At 35.4% G+C, this 17,477-nt stretch carries 12 protein-coding genes; 5 read left to right on the top strand and 7 right to left on the bottom strand.

The features are described 5' to 3' along the window. The first annotated feature begins 43 nt into the window (after positions 1-43). Positions 44-2,437 (top strand): response regulator, encoded by a 2,394-nt coding sequence (locus IPH52_23450; protein ID MBK7057950.1) that lies wholly within the window; start codon positions 44-46, stop codon positions 2,435-2,437. On the opposite strand, the gene IPH52_23445 is transcribed toward IPH52_23450, so the two are convergent. From IPH52_23445 to IPH52_23430, 4 genes are read right to left on the bottom strand one after another with little or no spacing between them, the layout of a single operon-like run. Continuing rightward, entirely contained in the window at positions 2,389-2,841 is a 453-nt protein-coding gene (locus tag IPH52_23445; protein MBK7057949.1) for a DUF309 domain-containing protein, read from the bottom strand. The genes IPH52_23450 and IPH52_23445 overlap by 49 nt on opposite strands. Next, complete coding sequence (locus tag IPH52_23440; GenBank protein MBK7057948.1) at positions 2,831-4,342, bottom strand: aldo/keto reductase; 1,512 nt, start codon at positions 4,340-4,342, stop codon at positions 2,831-2,833. Before IPH52_23440 ends, IPH52_23445 begins: the two co-directional genes overlap by 11 nt. Next, complete coding sequence (locus tag IPH52_23435) at positions 4,343-5,041, bottom strand: 2-C-methyl-D-erythritol 4-phosphate cytidylyltransferase (protein MBK7057947.1); 699 nt, start codon at positions 5,039-5,041, stop codon at positions 4,343-4,345. Next, positions 5,034-6,821: a 4-alpha-glucanotransferase gene (locus IPH52_23430; GenBank protein MBK7057946.1), complete on the bottom strand. Its 1,788-nt coding sequence runs from the start codon at positions 6,819-6,821 to the stop codon at positions 5,034-5,036. Before IPH52_23430 ends, IPH52_23435 begins: the two co-directional genes overlap by 8 nt. Before the next feature lie 105 nt (positions 6,822-6,926). On the opposite strand from IPH52_23430, the gene IPH52_23425 reads away from it, so the two are divergent. The 4 genes from IPH52_23425 (at position 6,927) to IPH52_23410 (ending at position 12,515) form a co-directional block, all read left to right on the top strand. After that, positions 6,927-8,873, top strand: a complete 1,947-nt coding sequence (locus tag IPH52_23425; GenBank protein MBK7057945.1) for a HAMP domain-containing protein — start codon at positions 6,927-6,929, stop codon at positions 8,871-8,873. After that, entirely contained in the window at positions 8,857-9,642 is a 786-nt protein-coding gene (locus tag IPH52_23420; protein ID MBK7057944.1) for a FecR domain-containing protein, read from the top strand. Before IPH52_23425 ends, IPH52_23420 begins: the two co-directional genes overlap by 17 nt. 354 nt (positions 9,643-9,996) lie before the next feature. After that, positions 9,997-10,566, top strand: coding sequence for a hypothetical protein (locus IPH52_23415; protein ID MBK7057943.1), 570 nt, complete (start codon positions 9,997-9,999; stop codon positions 10,564-10,566). 95 nt (positions 10,567-10,661) lie between these two features. After that, positions 10,662-12,515, top strand: a complete 1,854-nt coding sequence (locus IPH52_23410; GenBank protein ID MBK7057942.1) for a hypothetical protein — start codon at positions 10,662-10,664, stop codon at positions 12,513-12,515. Here IPH52_23410 and IPH52_23405 read toward each other — a convergent pair. The 3 genes from IPH52_23405 to IPH52_23395 are packed head-to-tail and all read right to left on the bottom strand — an operon-like array spanning position 12,484 to position 17,281. Next, positions 12,484-13,599, bottom strand: a complete 1,116-nt coding sequence (locus IPH52_23405; protein ID MBK7057941.1) for a hybrid sensor histidine kinase/response regulator — start codon at positions 13,597-13,599, stop codon at positions 12,484-12,486. The two genes, IPH52_23410 and IPH52_23405, sit on opposite strands and share 32 nt — an antisense overlap. 1 nt (position 13,600) lies before the next feature. Continuing rightward, entirely contained in the window at positions 13,601-15,433 is a 1,833-nt protein-coding gene (gene uvrC / locus IPH52_23400) for an excinuclease ABC subunit UvrC (GenBank protein ID MBK7057940.1), read from the bottom strand. A 30-nt stretch (positions 15,434-15,463) separates the two neighbouring features. After that, positions 15,464-17,281, bottom strand: a complete 1,818-nt coding sequence (locus tag IPH52_23395; GenBank protein ID MBK7057939.1) for an O-antigen ligase family protein — start codon at positions 17,279-17,281, stop codon at positions 15,464-15,466. Positions 17,282-17,477 lie beyond the last annotated feature (196 nt).

Below are 17,477 nucleotides of genomic sequence, written 5' to 3'. Positions count from 1 at the left end.
TTGCAACCCTCGTTTCTCGAAAGCGAATGCTATACAGGGGGTTTTGGATTTAGAAGCAGCTCGCTTTACTGACTCTTTTGTTTACAAACTAGAAGGAAGTTGGGACTTCAAATGGAAACAGCTTCTTGACTCAAAAAATTTTGACTCAACTGAAAAGCCCCAATTCATCAAAGTTCCAAAATCCTGGAATGGATTTACATTCGGCGATGAAGCGATAGGCGGCATAGGCTATGCAACATTCCGTCTAAAAATAAAACTTCCTCCCGATGTGCCACCGCTTGCACTCACTATGAAGGAACAGGGAACTGCATTCAAAGTGATCATAAACGGAAAAATCGTTAAAGAATCAGGGACAGTAGGAACAGACACTTACTCATCAATCCCGAGAACACTACCGCTAACTATCTATTTGCCGCAATACAACGATAATTTGGAAATCATTATTCAAATTTCTAATTTTCATTACAGGAAAGGAGGAATGTGGAATTCACCCATTCTTGGAACACACGAAGCAATTTCGAGGCATGTGAAAATAAAGCGAGATCTTGAAATTTTTCTTGCAGGAGTAATTTTCATCACGGTTTTATACCATCTTGGTTTGTATTTATTCTATCGACTTGACACTTCGTCTTTAATTTTTAGTATTTTTTGTCTCACAGTTTTGGTTCGATTGATTTCTACTGGCTATAGAGTATTAGCCGAAGCCTTTCCTCAAATTCCATATGACGTATATGTAAGGTTAGAATTTTTGAGCTGGTTCTTTTCAATTCCAATGGGAATTCATTTCATATGCAAAATTTATCCAAGTCTAACTCGTTTTCTTTATATTAAAATTTTTTACTTGATTGCAACTTTTTTTTCTTTGCTCCTTTTATTTCCCTCTGATTTTTTTAGCAAAGTTGCAATTCCCTCCCAAATTGTCGGTATTTTGGAATTTCTATTTGGTTTTTTAATTCTGATTAAAGCGGTTAATGAAAAAAGAGAAGGCTCCTACTTGTTTTTCACTGGCTCTTTTGTTCTTCTAGCCGTTATAGTGAATGATCTTCTCTATATGAATGAAATCTATAGGGGGGAAGAGCTTGGTCCATTCGGGATACTCACGTTTATCCTCTTCCAATCCATTCTTCTATCAAAGAGATTTTTAAACGCTTTTATTGAAAAGGAAAAGTTAAAGGACACAGTCAATCGTGACCTCGAAGAGAAAGTAAGAATAAGAACCTATGAATTAAACCTGGCGAAAGAGGAAGCAGAAAAAGCAAACCAAGCCCAGAAAGACTTTCTCGCTAATATGAGCCATGAAATACGCACACCCATGAACGGAGTCATTGGAATGGCGGAGTTACTCATGGATAGCCCCCTTACAGACGAGCAAAAAGATCAAGTCCGAACTCTTAGAAATAGCAGTCATAGTCTTTTAGTTTTACTGAATGATATATTAGATTATTCCAAAATAGAATCCGGGAAACTAGAATTGGAGGCACAGCCCTTTAATATCCGCACTGCAATCAAAGAAACAATCCAACTCTTCATCGTGCAAGCAAAGAAAAAAAATATTGGTATAAACCTTTTCATCTACGAAGATTTCTCAGAAGTTTTAGTTGGAGATGTAACGCGGCTAAAGCAGATTATCTCCAATCTACTAAGCAATGCAATAAAATTTACAGAAAAGGGAAAAGTAGAAATTACAGCTAAAAAAATAAGTGAATCCTTCGAGTCGGATTTAATTTCAATTCAGATTAAAGACACCGGTATAGGTATACCAGAGGATAAACAACATTTGCTTTTTCAAAGATTTATTCAAGCAAATTCCTCTAGCACGAAGAAATACGGCGGCACTGGACTCGGACTTGCTATTTCCCAAAAACTAATTCAATTAATGGATGGAAAGCTCTATCTAGAAAGTCAAGAAAATGTTGGATCTAAATTCACAGTAAAGCTTTCTCTAAAAAAAATCTTAGCTGACGATGAATCTCCACAAAATAGGATCAAGCGCAAACAGAATCCTAACCTAAAACGAAAACTAAAAATTCTAGTTGCGGAAGATGATCCTACAAATAAAAAGCTACTCAACATTATCCTCTCAAAGCTAGACTACTCCCCAACTATAGTCTCGAACGGAGTCGATGCAGCTAGAATGGCAAGAATAGAATCCTTTGATTTAATTCTCATGGACATTCAAATGCCAGAAATGGATGGACTCGATGCAACGAAAGCAATTATGCAAGATGAAAGCATTTCTGTAAAGCCTTACATCGTAGCTCTTACGGCTAACGCAATAAAAGGCGATAAGGAAAAATACCTTGCCGCCGGAATGTCTCATTATTTGAGTAAACCAATTCTTATTGAAGAACTTAGAAATTTATTAGATGAGCTAGAAGCAAAAAAATTTCAAAAAACCAACTCGACCAATTCAGGAACTAATTCAGGCGGCGCATAATCAGAGGTATCCAATTCCTTTCTTTCAATGATATCAATTAACCTTTTAAGATTTTCCACTATTACTTCTAAGCAAGCTAATTTGTTCTTTAAATCGGGAGCATTTGATTTGAGAAATAAAAGTTTTTCTAGTGCTAGTCTCGCCTGCGACAATGCTCCAACCAAATTTACATTTACATATACTTTATTCATCGCCACAGAAATTTGAATCAGAGCTTGCAAAAATAATTTTTGATTTCCTTGTTCTTTTTTCCATTGAAACTCAAATATTTCATGTGCTTCAAAGTATTTTTTTCGGTTATAGAAATCAATTGCTCGCGCAAACGCATACTCTCGAGTATCCAAGGCATTCGGATGATTGGAAATAAATTCTAATATAGGATTGACTTCAATATCAAATTTCAAGATCCATCAAATCCTTTTCTTTTAGATTCGGCATTTGCATTTTCAAAATCGGCAGCATATCCTCTACATAGTTTTCACTACGCATTCCAACCAATACAGAATTAATTCCTTGAAAGCTTAATAGACTCAAGACAGAGGCTTGCGAAAGAGTTTTATCGTTTAACTCACTATCTAGCTTTTGCAATTTTTCAAGTAAAGGTTTCATCTTAATGCTAAACTTTGCATCTAAATAATCACCGAGTTTTTCAATTCCTTCGTTAAGCAAATCAAGATATGCCTCATAAAACTCTTTATTCTTATCAAGGCGTTCCACTCTTCCAAGAACCTTCTTAAGTTGTGGTATGATAGAATAATTCAGTGCTTGCTTATAGTGTTCCACTGTCCCGAATTTATCTTTATAAGTTTCAATTACAGAAACAAAAGTAAAATCCTCATTGTCAATACCTAGAGAGTGAAATACTCTTTCCTGATACTCTTTTAACCGAATCAAATAATCATTCAGGCTAATCTCTGTTTTGCTCAGATTCTTTCCTTCCTGTATGGCAAGTCTATCCATTCCGCCCTTCTTTTTCATCGCATTTAAAGGACGATTGACAAGGGTAAATAGATTATTCGCTAAAGCAAATTCCGCAATCGACAAATCCTCATTATTCTTTTCAGTAATAAATCCCGTTTCATATAGATTCGCAGGAAATTGGATAAGTCGAAACCCTGAAGATTCTAACTCATTTACAATTCGAATCTTTTCGGCAATATCAAAGACACGTTTCAAAGATGTATGCGTGTAAACCGATTCTTCTATTGGAAATGTATTACTGGAAATTCCATAATAGCGGATAACACCTTCTTTGCGCTTTGACTCTAAAAAAGCAAAAGCTCTTTCTATGCGCTCATAGTATTCTGCCTTTGATTTTTCTTCACTCACATTGTGCTTTTCGCGATCCATTAAAAAATATTCTGGATTATGAAGGAGAACAGCATCAATAGTAGATAATCCCAGTCGTTTTCTTGCACGCTCTAACTGGTCTTCTAAAAAATCAGGGCTAATGCAATGATAACAATTCGAATCGTAGTAAGTCACTTCAGAAAATCCATTTCCCTGTTTTTCCTTTTCTTCTACTACTTGCATGTTTCTACCCTGAATGTAACCAATCTTGGTTACAATAAAGATTTCTTCTCGTTTTAATTCTCTTTTTGAGATTAAGTTTCTTAAAACATCCCCAATCAAAGACTCGCTAGAGCCATCCCCATAATTGCTCGAGGTATCAATTAAATTCACGCCACCTAAAATTGAAATCTCTATGGAACGGGCAAATGCCAAATTGCCGCGAGCGATGCGATATGACCCGAAACCCAGGCGAGAAATTTTTATTCCGTCTAATTCGGTATAGCCTGAACTTTCGTTCTCACCCAATATTCGACGGAAATAATCAGTAGTATCCGCTTTCTTGCAATATCCAGTAATGAAATTTTCCTGGTATAAGTCGCTAAATGGATCCAATTAATTTTGTTCCAATTGTTTAAATAAATCGTAGTATCGATCTGCCATTTCCAAATCTCCTTCTCTCGTTATCTTCATATTAAAAGGATTTGATCGAATTAAATAAGTCTTCACTCCAAATTGCAAAGCCCAGGAACAAAGGTCTGTCGGATCTTCTTCCATTTTTTCTTTCAGGAGAATTTGTAAGAGTGAAGTATGCAGAGACTGAGGCGTTTTGATTAGATTAATTTCTTCTCGATTTAAAATGCCCTGCACTCTTCCATCAGGTCCACAGGACACCACAGTCTCAGAAACGTTATCCGCAACAGTAGCCGCCCCATACATCACAGCTGCGTTGGCTACTGCGTGTAATTCGGACTTTAGAAAAAAAGGTCTAGCTGAATCATGAAAAATAATAATGTCTTTATCATCGTATTTTAAAGCCTCTAGTCCGCGTAGACAGCTTTCATGCCGAGTATTTCCTCCCGGCACGATTCGATCATTTGCTAGAAGATATTTGGAAATTGACTTTTCAGTATCAACAATGTAATCAAGATTAGACACCACAACAATTGATTTAAAAAATCCCCAATCATTAAAAGATTTAACAGAGTGCTCAAGTAAACTCAAATCTCTTAGAGTAGAAAATTGCTTTGGTTTGTCCAATTTCATTCGGCTACCAGAGCCGCCGGAGAGTATGATTCCGAAAATATTATTCATCGATTCGCCCTGACTCTTCTAACATAAAGCGGATTTCTTCCATATGCCGCACATTTGCAAGTAAGTCTTCCACGTAGAAAGGAAATCGATAAGACCAATTCTTATCTTCCGGTGTTCCCGGAACATTAATTCTATGTCTTTCCGGATGATAAAGCATATTATTGGGAGTAGCCGCTTCAGGAAAAAAACTTGAATCAAATACAAAATCATGTAAGAGATTAATCGAGAATAGACTGTTAGTAGAAAATGCGAATCGCAACATTGCCCTCGCGATTTCAGAAGGATCATTATGCGTTGCTTTTAAATGAATCAGCTTTCTAAATGCTTTCTGATCTTCATGAGAGGCTGTATTCCACCAATCAAGTGCAATCGAAGTATCATGAACAGAAAGGGAAGACACTGCAAGTGGTCTATATTTATCCGCAGGGATATAACTTCCATCTTCGAATGATCTTGTCCAGCGGATAATGTCAAGTCCAATGATTTTGTTCTCATGAATACTATCACGAACAAAAGAAGGAACTGCACCCAAATCTTCAGCACAGGCTTGCATTTCTGTATTCTTGAAAAAGAAATTCAATACATCTTCCCCTTCTTTTCTCCATTCCGCTTCATCTTCTTCTAAATGCTTATGGGATAATGGATATAATATTTTCTTTGTCTCTTCGGGTAATGTGTAATAACCTTCCAATTTATAAAAATCCCAATAAAAAATGAAAACATCTTTTTGAAATTCATAAATAATTTCGCGCTTCACAAAATCGTATGGATCGAGTCCAATTTCTAAGAACTCTTCTCGTTTAATTCCAACTTGTGGATGGTAGAAACCAAGTTTAGCAGACTTAGCACCGAGAGGAATTGCCCAAATACGATACATCCCTAACACATGATCAATTCGATATAGATGATAAAAATGCTCTAAGTATTCAAGTCTCTCTTTCCACCAGGAATAATTTTCCGCCTTCATTCGATCCCATTCGATGACAGGAAAATGCCAGTTTTGCCCTTCCTCACTAAAATTGTCAGGAGGAGCACCAGAATTGAGGCTAAGATCAAACAATTCCGTTCGAGACCAAACATCTGCGCTATTGGAAGAAGTAAGAATTGGCATATCTCCCTTTAAGTAAACGCCTTCCTTCTCAAACTTCTTTTTTACATCGCGTAATTGTTGGTATGCGATATATTGAATCCAGACTAGAAAATAAAATTCCTCTTCGTTTTCGCGAATAATTTCTTTTTGCAGTTCTAGACTATACTTACTTCCATAATTCCAATCCTTCCAATGTGAGCCGGAGTTTTTATTATAGAGCACTTTGAAAGCAGCATAGGGTGTAACCCAAAGATGTTGATTCATGAAATTCTTTATTATATCTTTTAACGTTTCATTAAAAATTTTGTTATAAAAAATTCGCAGATTCTGCACTTTTAATTCGCGGATTCTACCCAAATTCAAATCAAGTGTTACAATTCTTTCTTTGCGACTACGAACGTTTATCCCTAATTTATGAAGCGAAATATACAAAGGATCAATAGCAAATGCCGAAATAGAACTATAGGGACTTCTTCCATTCCCAAGGTCATTCAATGGCAAAATTTGAATAATGGACACACCGGTATGCTTTCCCCATTCAGCCATTAACTCAAGTGTATGAAAGTCCCCACCTTCGAAAGATTCTTTCGTAAGTAAGGCAAGAAGTGGAAAAGAAACGCCCGCTCTCTTGTGGGCAACAATTTTTTTACGGACTGAAAATGTCTTTTTAGGTGAATCATTAGAACTCATGAAAACATCCTGAAAAAAAGCCGAATTTGGTAAACTGAAAAAACTGGTTTTTTTATTGATTATTTTTAGGGCTGTCCCAAAGGTATTTTAGTTGGTGAAAAATCTATGAGTATCAATCCAAATAATGCCCAAGCAAAACCCATATCCACTTCCAAAAATGAAGTAGCTTCCAATTTTAAAAAGTCGAAATTTACAATTCGATTCAAATTACTTCTAATCATTTCTACTATCATTCTATTTTCCCTATCCTCAATCATAAGCATTGCGACTTATGTATTTAAGAATAATGCGAGAACTACCATAGAAGAGAATACTCTTGGTATGACGCTAATTCTAACGGACAATCTAAGTTCTAAATTCTTAGCCCTATCAAAGAATTTGAAGTTAGCCGCTGAAAACTTAATTGAACAGGAAGGGGCTAAGGGCAAAGATAAAGATTTTAAGAGGATTTTCTTTGAGAACGACAGTGACGTTTTATTTCTTGGAGTTTACAAGCAAGAAGGTGAAGAGCTCGTCATGATTGAAAAGCTTTATAACGAGAATAAGCAGACCAATGTCTCTACAGAAGAAAATGATTTTATCAGCACTGCCAATGCAATGTCTAGTTACTTTGTAAAATCTTTCGCGGGTGCTACCATTTTAAGAAATGCAAGTCCAATTTTTAAAGCTCCTATTCTTGGATTTAGCATACCGTTTAAAGAAATTGGAAATAAAAAAACAATCATAGTTAGCTTCATTCGACTCAATGCCATTCTGGAATCATTTCAAACATCAGGCATTGCAAGTAATTTTCTAGTCGACGAAGAAGGAAATCTATTAGCACATCCTAATATAGAGTTCATTACGAAAGGAAAAAATGCTTCTAACTCCCCCATTGTTAAGAGCATGTTGACTAGCAATGTAAGCAACAAATACCAACGTTTCTTAGAAGAGGATAATCTATATTATCTTGGCTCTTTTAAAAAACTAGGCTTTATGTCTGGAGGTGTAATCTCGACTGTCAATGAAGACAGAGCTTTCGAAGAGGTATATAATCTTCAACGCAGAAATATCTATCTAATGATTATTGTATTAATGCTTTCAATTCTATTTGTATACTTTTATGCTAATAGTCTTACCAATCCTATCTTAACATTGGTCGATGCTTCCCATGAAGTAGAAACAGGCAACTATCAGGTCAACTTGAAAGTAGGCGCCCACGATGAGATTGGTATTCTGACTAATTCGTTTAACTCAATGACAAAAGGTCTTGATGAGCGCGAAAAAATGAAAGACGCTTTCGGTAAATTTGTCAACAAAGACATAGCTGAAATGGCGATGAAAGGCGAAATTAAACTCGGCGGTGAACGCAAATATTGCGCCATTTTCTTTTCTGACATACGCTCATTTACCTCTATCTCAGAAAAATTAGAACCTGAAGAAGTTGTGGAATTTTTAAACCAATACATGACCGAAATGGTGAAATGTATCACAGCAACGCATGGTATTGTAGATAAATTCATTGGAGATGCAATCATGGCAACTTGGGGTGCACTTCATCATGATGACATGGCTGTAGTAAATGCAATCAACGGAACTCTAATGATGCGCGAAGCTCTTATAAAATTTAATGTGGGCAGAGGCGGTGACAAAAAACCAATCATCCAAATTGGCTCAGGGATTAACAGCGGTTATGTGATCTCAGGACAAATTGGATCTAACGAAAGATTGGAGTATACCGTAATTGGCGATGCTGTGAATCTTGCTTCTAGAATTGAGTCATTGAATAAACCTTTTGGAACGGATATACTAATTTCTGAAGAAGCTTACTCAAAAGTAAAAGACATTTTCCATGTAGAGAAAATGCAATCTATCAAAGTCAAAGGAAAAGAAGATCCGCAGACAATCTTTGCCGTTCTAGGAAGGAAAGATGATCCAAATTGTATTAAGACTCTCTCAGAGTTAAGAACGTTACTCAATATAAAATATGAAGCTCCGGAGCCAGCGGCTAAGGGTAAAAAGAAAAAATCTGATGATGAGGAAAAAGAAGTAAAGTATGAAATCTTGGAATAAGAACTGGAATATTCCAGCATTTCTCATTTTTAATATACTGTTTTTTGCAGGTCTTTTCTATTTTGATCTGCATAGAAATATAAATATAGGTGCGTTTGAGTCTATTGGAACTGTATCTTTCAAAATCAATTCCATACAACGTAAATTTGAATCAGCAGTTGTATGGCATTCGATTCAATCAAACTCACCGCTTAGAGACAAGGATACTATTAAGACCTATCCTGAATCAGATGCTCTTATCAAATTAAACGATGGAACAGAAATTCAAGTTGATGAAAACACTATGATCTATTTGGATTTCACAGGAAATTCTCCAAACATCAACTTTGAAGGCGGCACAATTCAAATTAATAGTTCAAAGGGAACGGATCCCAATAAACAACTGATTGTAAAAACAAAAAACCAGACGATAAAACTTTCAGGTAGTGATGCAAAGATTGATTCTTCCGGAAGCGATGGAATCAATGTTTCCCTTGACAAAGGCAAAGCAATCATCGAAGGAAAAGGAGACTCGAAAGAACTCAATCCAAACGAAATAGCGACTCTAGGCGAATCAGGAGTATCCACAAGAAAAGTCCCTTTTGCTTTACAGGAACCTGAAAATCAAAAGAAATTTATCAGCACATCTTCCTCTACTCCAATTAGTTTTAGATGGACAGCCACAGGCTCAAATACAAATCCAACGTTTGAATTAAGCAGACTAAGAGATTTTAAAAGAGTTGATACTAAGCTACAGAATGTTGCCTCGGCTAATCTGAATTTGCCATAAGGAACATACTTCTGGAGAGTTAGTGGTAAAAATTCTTCCGGTGCAATTGAATATAGTGAAAGTAGAAAATTTATTCTAATCAAAGAAACAGGATTACAACTATTTTCCCCTTCCAATGGTGCTACAATTGCCTCTGCAGGGGGAAATCCAAACATCACTTTTGCATGGACTCCGAGTGAGACAGTCAGTCAATACACTCTTGAACTTGCGGATAATAGCAATTTCACTTCAACTATTAAATCTATTCCTGTTAGCTCGAATTCAATCGGTTTAAACAGCCTCGGCGAAGGGACCTACTTCTGGCGTGTAACTACTAAACCTTCCTCTGATGGAATTTCGTCAATTCGAAGCAGTGTGAGTTCCTTCACAATTGGAACAAAACAACCTCCTGCAAAAACTCCAACAGAAATTAAGAAAGACAACAAAAAAGAAATTACTAAGAAAGAAGAAGAGAAAAAAGAATTAGCTAAAGTAGAAGAAAAGAAAATCGAAGAAAAGAAACGAGAAGAGAAGAAAGTTGAAGAAAAGAAAAAAATAGAAAATGAGTCTATTGCCGGTTTATCGCCCGAGCATATTTCTCCTGTTGCGGGAACAGTCGATATAAGTAAAGATAAGCAAATTCAATTTCGTTGGGACAAAGTAAAACCAGCAACTCATTACGTAGTAAAAATATCGGAAGCCGGGAAAAAAACAAAGACTCTACTAAATGAGAAAGTAACTAATAACTCTTATACGCTCAAAAATTTTTCTAAGTTTAGCGAGGGAACGTTTCTCTGGGATGTAACTCCCTATGATAAGAAAAATTCACCCGGAAAAACAGCAAGAGGGAAATTTACAATTGATCTAAGCAATGATGGCTTAAAGAATTTAAAACCAGAAGAAATCAAAATTCTCTCTCCTGACACAATCTATCGAGATAAATAATATAATTCTATGAAAAATAAAAACCTAATTACAAATCTTAGCACATTTAAAAAATTCTAATCGCTTCAATTCTATCGCTTATCGTATTATTTACAATGGAACTTCTTGCTGAAAAAGACACCGGATTTATTGAGTGGCGAGCGATCCCAGCGGCAAATGGCTACAGGATAGAAATTAAATCAGACGAAAAGGTAATCATAGAAACAAATGTAAATGAAAATATTTACCATGTAGATCTTCCCAAAGGAAAGTATGAATTTCGAATTGGTGTATTAAATTTTTTTAAAAAGCCCGTGGTATGGTCTTACTGGAATCCACTTCGAGTGATCGTTTCTCAGCAACCAATTCTAGACACAGAAAGACAAGAAATGGCAATTGGAGACAAAGTCGAATTAAATGGCGCGCACTACTTTGAGAATACAAAGGTGAGTCTATTAGCGGGTAATACAGTTATTCCAACCGAAATCACAATTGTAAGCGACAAAGAATTATTCTTTCCTACGGACAAATTTAAAGCAGGCACCTACGACTTATTAATTGAAAATCCAAACAATAAAAAGTTACTCCAAAAAGATTATCTTGTATTATACGAATCCTCTAAAAATCGAAATCGAAAAAAACCTCCTGAAAAAATTATTAAAAAGAAAGACATCGAAATTACGAGCGAGTCTATGCAAAAAGCTGATATCACAATCGATGACTCAGTTCCAGGTAAGACAACAGTAAGCATTGGACCGAAGACAAAAGAAAAACTAGATATCAACTTAGAAAATAAGTCTAACGAAAATGTTACAGTAGATATAAACAATCGATCTGCCGGCAAAGTAAATCTAAATGTAGAAAACAAGTCTAAAGACAAATTAGCGTTAAACGTAAACAACTTCTCTAAAGAAAAAATGTCTGTTGGTATCATAGATAAATCCAAAGGCAAAGTGGATGTAAACGTTGCCGAAAAATCTAAGCCAAAAGTAGAAATCCATACTATCTTCACAGACATCGAAGAATTTGATGTAACAATCGAAAATAAAGCAAAGAAAAACTTTGCGATTAATATCGGTCAACCGCCACCTGAAGTCATTGTTCCGAGGAGAAAGCCAGCAAAGGTGATTGATCGAAAAGACATTAGCGTAAGTGCCGATTCTTTAGAAATAGTGGAAATAGGAATAGATGAATCTCAGCCAGGAAAACTGTCTGTAGATATAGCTCCACATTCAGAAGATGATTTGGAAATCAGTTTAGAAAATAAGTCAAAAGAAAACGTTTCCATTGATTTTAATAATAGAGCAGCAGGTAAGGTCAAACTACTTGTAGAAAATAAATCTACAGAGAATTTAGATATAAATTTAAATAATGCGGCAAAGCAAAGTATGTCGGTAGAAATTTTAGAAAGGTCTGTAGGAAACGTAGACATTAAGGTAAACGAAAAATCAAAGAGTAAAGTAGACGTAATTAGAAGTGAGGTGGAAATCGAATTCTTTGATGTGACAATAGAAAATAAATCAAAGGATAAGTTTAATATAAATGTAGGAAAGAAAGAACCACCTCCGATTGTGTTTACACCTTCAACGGAAAAATTTCCAAAGGATTATTACAAGTATTCACTTAGAGACTTCCAGAGTTTTGTAAATGGATTGAAAAGATCCTGCGCATCCAATTTAGACGTACCCGATATTCTAATTGAGCATTGTCACCCTAGACATGTAACTTTAAATCTAGGAGATATGGACAGAAAAGTTCTCTATAATTTTATAAAACTTGAAAGTGGAAATTATATTTCTCGTATTAGCAGCTATAAATTCTTCATAGAAAATTGTAGTCCGGCTTTAAATTTTATTTCTGAATTAGCTGACTATCGCTTAAAGAATATCACTCAAGATGAGAATGAAAAATTTTATACAAAGAAGACGATAGAGAACTTCAATACTTGTAAAAATAAAGATGAACGTTAGTTCCCACATTCTCCTGACTTTCGATTTCTATTTTTCCATTTAGCGCATTGACTAAGTCTTTAGTAATCGAAAGTCCAAGCCCCGTTCCTTCTTCTCCTTCAGTTCCTACTCTATGATAACTAAATTTTTTAGTCAGTATTTCAGGAAGAATACTAGAAGGAATTCCAATACCGTTATCCGCAATAGATATATGCAGTAAGTCTAGTTCATCAACGCGTTTGATTTCAGCGGTTATTCGTATTAAACCGCTCGAATTTGTAAACTTAATCGCATTGTAAAGAAGATTATTTAAAATTTGATCCATTTTCGATTCATCTAAATTTACAATTATTTCAGGAGAGAAAAACTTTGCTTCTAGCTTTATCATTTTTTTATCCAAAATTCTCCCAATCAAATCTGTGGACTGCGAAATAGTTTTAACTAAATCGAAATTCGAGAACACTACTTTGGATGTTTCAGCTTTGCTTGTATGCATCAATTGATTAATCAATTCTAGAATTTTCTTGCTAGAATTAAAGATTGTATTCGAATACTTATTCAATTTCTCTTTATCTATTGCTTTCTCAGTTCCCATCATAAATTCAGACATGAGCATAATGGAAGTGAGCGGCGAACGCATATCATGCGCTATGACCTGCAAAAGACTATCTTTGTCTTTATTCAAAGTCTCCAGTGACCGTATATGCTCCACTCTTTCTTTTTCCAAATCCCGAATTTTCAAATGAATTTGGATCCGGGCGATCACTTCTCTATCGTCATAGGGTTTTGTTATGTAATCGACGGCACCTTTTTCTAAGCCTTTCAGTTTTGTTTCATAGTCAGAAATTGCACTTAGAAAAATGATTGGTATATCTTTTGTTCTGTCATTTTGCTTTAACGTTTCGGCTATATCAAATCCATTGATCTCAGGCATGATTACATCCAAGAGGATAATATCAGGTAACTCTGTCTCTAGAATTTCGAGGCATTTCTTTCCATGCATAGCGGTTAATACTCGATAACCTGCATTGAGAAGAATTTGATTAAGAAGGATAACATTGTATTCAATGTCGTCTACGATTAGAATTTGTGGTGAATTTTTCATATTATTTCTTAGACTGCAACTTTAGATTTTCAAAAATTTTTTGCGCGAGTCTATCCCCGATACCTGGAATTTGCTTAAGCTCTTCTAAAGTTGCACTTGTCAGTTTTTTCTTTCCTAAAAAGTTTTTTAAAATTGATTTTTTTCTTTGAATGCCTATATCAGGAATATTATCCAATGCGGTTTTTAAGGTAGCTTTATTTCTTCTCTCTCGATGAAAACTAACTCCAAACCGATGAGCCTCATCTCTCAATTGACGCAAGAGCCGCATAGACGGAGAATTTATTTCGAAGGAAAATGGATTCTTATTTCCAGGAAAATAAATCTCTTCTCTTTTCTTAGCAAGTCCAATCATTGGAAGTTGCGGCAAATCAAGAGCAACCGCAGCCTCCGTTGCCCTTGCTAACTGAACCTCGCCCCCATCAATTACAATCAAATCAGGCAATGATTCATTTTCATTCAAAATCCTTTGCAACCTTCTTGCAATGACTTCGTGCATCATTCCGGGGTCATTGATTCCTTCGTAGCTTTTCATAATATACCTTCGATAGCCTGCCTTATAAGGCTTTCCATCTACAAACATAACTCCACTTGCCACAGGGTTTGTGCCCTGAAAATGACTAATATCATAGCATTCAATGATTCGTGGCAATTCTTTCAGCTTTAGATTTTCTTTCAATTCTTTTAGTGCAGCAGTCTGATCTTTTATTTTCGTCGCCAAAAGCCTTTCCGATAAATTCATCTCAGCATTTTTTGAGGCAAGTCCGAGCAATGCTTTTTTCTCCCCTGCCCCCGGAAATTTTAATTTCGGTTTAAAGCCAAGGTTTCTGGCAAGAATATCAATTAATAACTCTACATCTTTTTTTACATTGAGTGGTAAAACAATACTAGTAGGAATATAGGTTGCTTGTAAATAATACAATTTTAAAAATGAGGCAAATACCTCTTCGTCGGAAGATAAAGAAAGTCCATTTAACGCAAAGGATTTTTTGCCTTCCATGCGACCGTCCCTTACTTCTAGGATTACAATCTGTCCTTCGTCATTTCTTTTCGCATAAGCAATGATATCCTCATCTCCCCCCGCTTGGTTAATGACTGTTTGCCTCTTTTGAATCGACTGAATATTTTCAATCATATTTCGATAAATCAGGGAACGTTCAAATTCCAATCTTTCTGAATGAGTATTCATCCGATTTCTAAGCTCAGTCAAAAGAGAATCCTTTTTCCCTTCTAAAAACTTAACAATCTGTTCCACAACGATAGAGTATTCCTCTACTGAAATATTTCCCTGACAGGGACCGAGACATCTTTTGATATGAAAATTTAAACAGGGCCTAAGCGGCTTTGTCTGTGGAAGTTTTTGCACTGTCTTTCGAATTGGAAAAACTTTATGAATTGTATCCAGCATATCTCGCGCTGCCTTTACATCTGTATAAGGACCAAAGTATTTTTTCTTGTCAGCTTTAATTCGACGAGTCAAATAAATCATCGGATACGGCTCATCAGTGGAAACACAAAGGAACGGATAACGCTTGTCATCCTTTAAACGAATATTATACTTTGGATTATATCGTTTAATTAGATTGTCTTCTAAAATCAGTGCTTCTTCTTCGGTGTTAGTTGCAATCCAATCTAAATCATCAATTTCATTTTGAAGAGCAATTGTTTTTAAATCCGATATTTTTGGATTCAAATAACTGCGAACTCTATCGGCTAAACGAAGTGCTTTTCCTACATAGATAACATCCTTCGTAGAATTCTTCCAGAGATAACAGCCCGAGGAATCAGATAAATTCTTTATTTTTTCTTTTAAGAATTTAAGTATTTCTTCGTTCATATAAAAACTAACCCGAAGAATTTAGAAGATTCACTTAGCATCACATAAACCTCCAAAGTCAATGAGCGGCAAATCAAAATTTTCCTGTTGTCTATCGAATCCATTGAAGCGAAATTCAAAATCTCTAAAGTAAATATTTTCTGGAAATCGATTCGATTCGAGTAGATTTAAATAAAGGATTTCATCGTCAATCTTTAGATTCGTTTTTCCTGACCTTTCTAATTTAAAAAAATATTCTTTGCCGATTGGTTTTGATAAATGGACTCTGTAGAGCCTATCTTGATCAAAGGAATCTCTTTCTTTTATTGTAATATAAACTTCTGTCGGAGGATTATTCGCTGTCGCCAAATTTTCTAAGTTAATAAAAAATGGAGTCTTTCGAATAGAAATCGGTTTAGTAAATCTATGTGATAAACAACCTTCAATTTTAATAGTATCATTCTCGCCTATATGATGATTTATAGAGTATAATACAGATTTACCACTAAGAGAGGAATATACCAAAGGCTTATCTTGCGGATAATGTAGAGTAATTTTTCTCTTATAAACCTGCATTGGTTCGAATCTTGTCTTGTAAAAAATATAACCAAGGCTTAAAGCGATTGGAATAAATAGTACACATAGAGTATAAAAATTGTATTCTTCAAAGGGAGAATTTTTCCCTCCGAGGGCAATTCTCTTTTTTAAATAGAGCAAACTATTTTCTATAGAAACTGATTCAACTTGAAATGTATCATTTAGATTTGCCTTTTTTCTCGCTCTAATTCCTTCGATTGCCTTTGCCCTAGCATCTTCTTTTTGTAAACTTCCCGCAAAAAGTCCAATGAAGGCAAAGAAAGGAAGAGCCACTTCATCGTCTAAAAGATAACACTGGAAAAAACCTGCAATGAATATGCATAGAATTCCTGAAAACAGCACGGTCTGAGATGTAAGTGGATTTTTTATAAATAATCGAAATAAATAAAACCAAAAATGTAAAAAAGCGACTAATCCCAATATACCACCAATCGCATAAAAATGAAGCATATCATGATGAGCATGTTGTCTTGGAGTAATGGAAAGTTCATACCAGAGTTGCTCAAAGGTATCAATCATCACATTTGATTTTTTCTCGTGCTCTTTATCGAATCTTCCACTCCCAACTCCAAGCAAAAAATGATCCGAAACAAGACTCAGAGTATTTTTATAGATGAAATATCTTTGATTCTCCGTGGTGTTGTCAGCCAGTCCTTCCTGAAAGGCTCTCTGTAATAGCCAATTCTTTTTGTAAATTCCAATGCTTGCAATTCCTAATATTATAATTGCAATTATAAGTAGAGATAAATATTTAATCCCAATACGAATCTTGGATATATCAATATTGGAAATGAGCTTAATAAGTATTAGCCCGAAAGCAAATACAATTCCCAACCAAATCGAGCGACTCTGATTATAAAATAAAACAACGCCAAAGAATAGAATGAATAATCCCAATACTGCATTCTTCCAAACTTTTCTTTCTCGAATTGTCATGCCTAAATGCACAACAAGACCCGGAAAGAATAATCCGCATAAGCCGCCGAAAGTGAGATGTGTATTCATAAGCCCAATCGGTAAATAAGTATAACGTCCCCAAAAATCTCCGGCAAAGTGTTGAAGCCTACTCCCTTCCTTTACTTGAAATCCAGCAGTGATAAAAGAAGCCAAACGAAAAGGAGTAAAGATAGACACAAATCCAGAAAGGACAACTAGAAAAACGGATATATAAATTGAGCGCAGTATCCAAGTCCGATTTTCCGGGTTTCGAATATGATAAAAGGCGGGAAGAACTGCAAAGCACATCCAAAAATCCGAAATTTCCGATTTCAAAAAAATTGATGCCAAAGAATTCTCGTAATTGCCCAAATTAGCGAAAACTGCTGGCAATAAGGCGATATAAATCCCCAAAGCAGCCACAAAAGCCCGATTCCTGAGTGTAATTATAAGAGATTTATTGGAAAAAGAACTGTATAAAAATAGTATGACTGAAAGAAAGATAAAGGACTGGCTAGCCGTAACGGAAAGG

It is taken from the genome of Leptospiraceae bacterium (assembly GCA_016708435.1).
Taxonomy (GTDB): domain Bacteria; phylum Spirochaetota; class Leptospiria; order Leptospirales; family Leptospiraceae; genus UBA2033.
The sequence above is the reverse complement of the archived record's forward strand: the minus strand, read 5'-3'. Positions and strand labels throughout refer to the sequence as shown.

Coding starts and splice junctions, on each gene's coding strand:
- IPH52_23405 (MBK7057941.1), bottom strand. CDS start 13,599: ATGAAAAATTCACCACAAATTCTAATCGTAGACGACATTGAATACAAT.
- IPH52_23435 (MBK7057947.1), bottom strand. CDS start 5,041: ATGAATAATATTTTCGGAATCATACTCTCCGGCGGCTCTGGTAGCCGA.
- IPH52_23425 (MBK7057945.1), top strand. CDS start 6,927: ATGAGTATCAATCCAAATAATGCCCAAGCAAAACCCATATCCACTTCC.
- uvrC (MBK7057940.1), bottom strand. CDS start 15,433: ATGAACGAAGAAATACTTAAATTCTTAAAAGAAAAAATAAAGAATTTA.
- IPH52_23410 (MBK7057942.1), top strand. CDS start 10,662: ATGGAACTTCTTGCTGAAAAAGACACCGGATTTATTGAGTGGCGAGCG.
- IPH52_23430 (MBK7057946.1), bottom strand. CDS start 6,821: ATGAGTTCTAATGATTCACCTAAAAAGACATTTTCAGTCCGTAAAAAA.
- IPH52_23420 (MBK7057944.1), top strand. CDS start 8,857: ATGAAATCTTGGAATAAGAACTGGAATATTCCAGCATTTCTCATTTTT.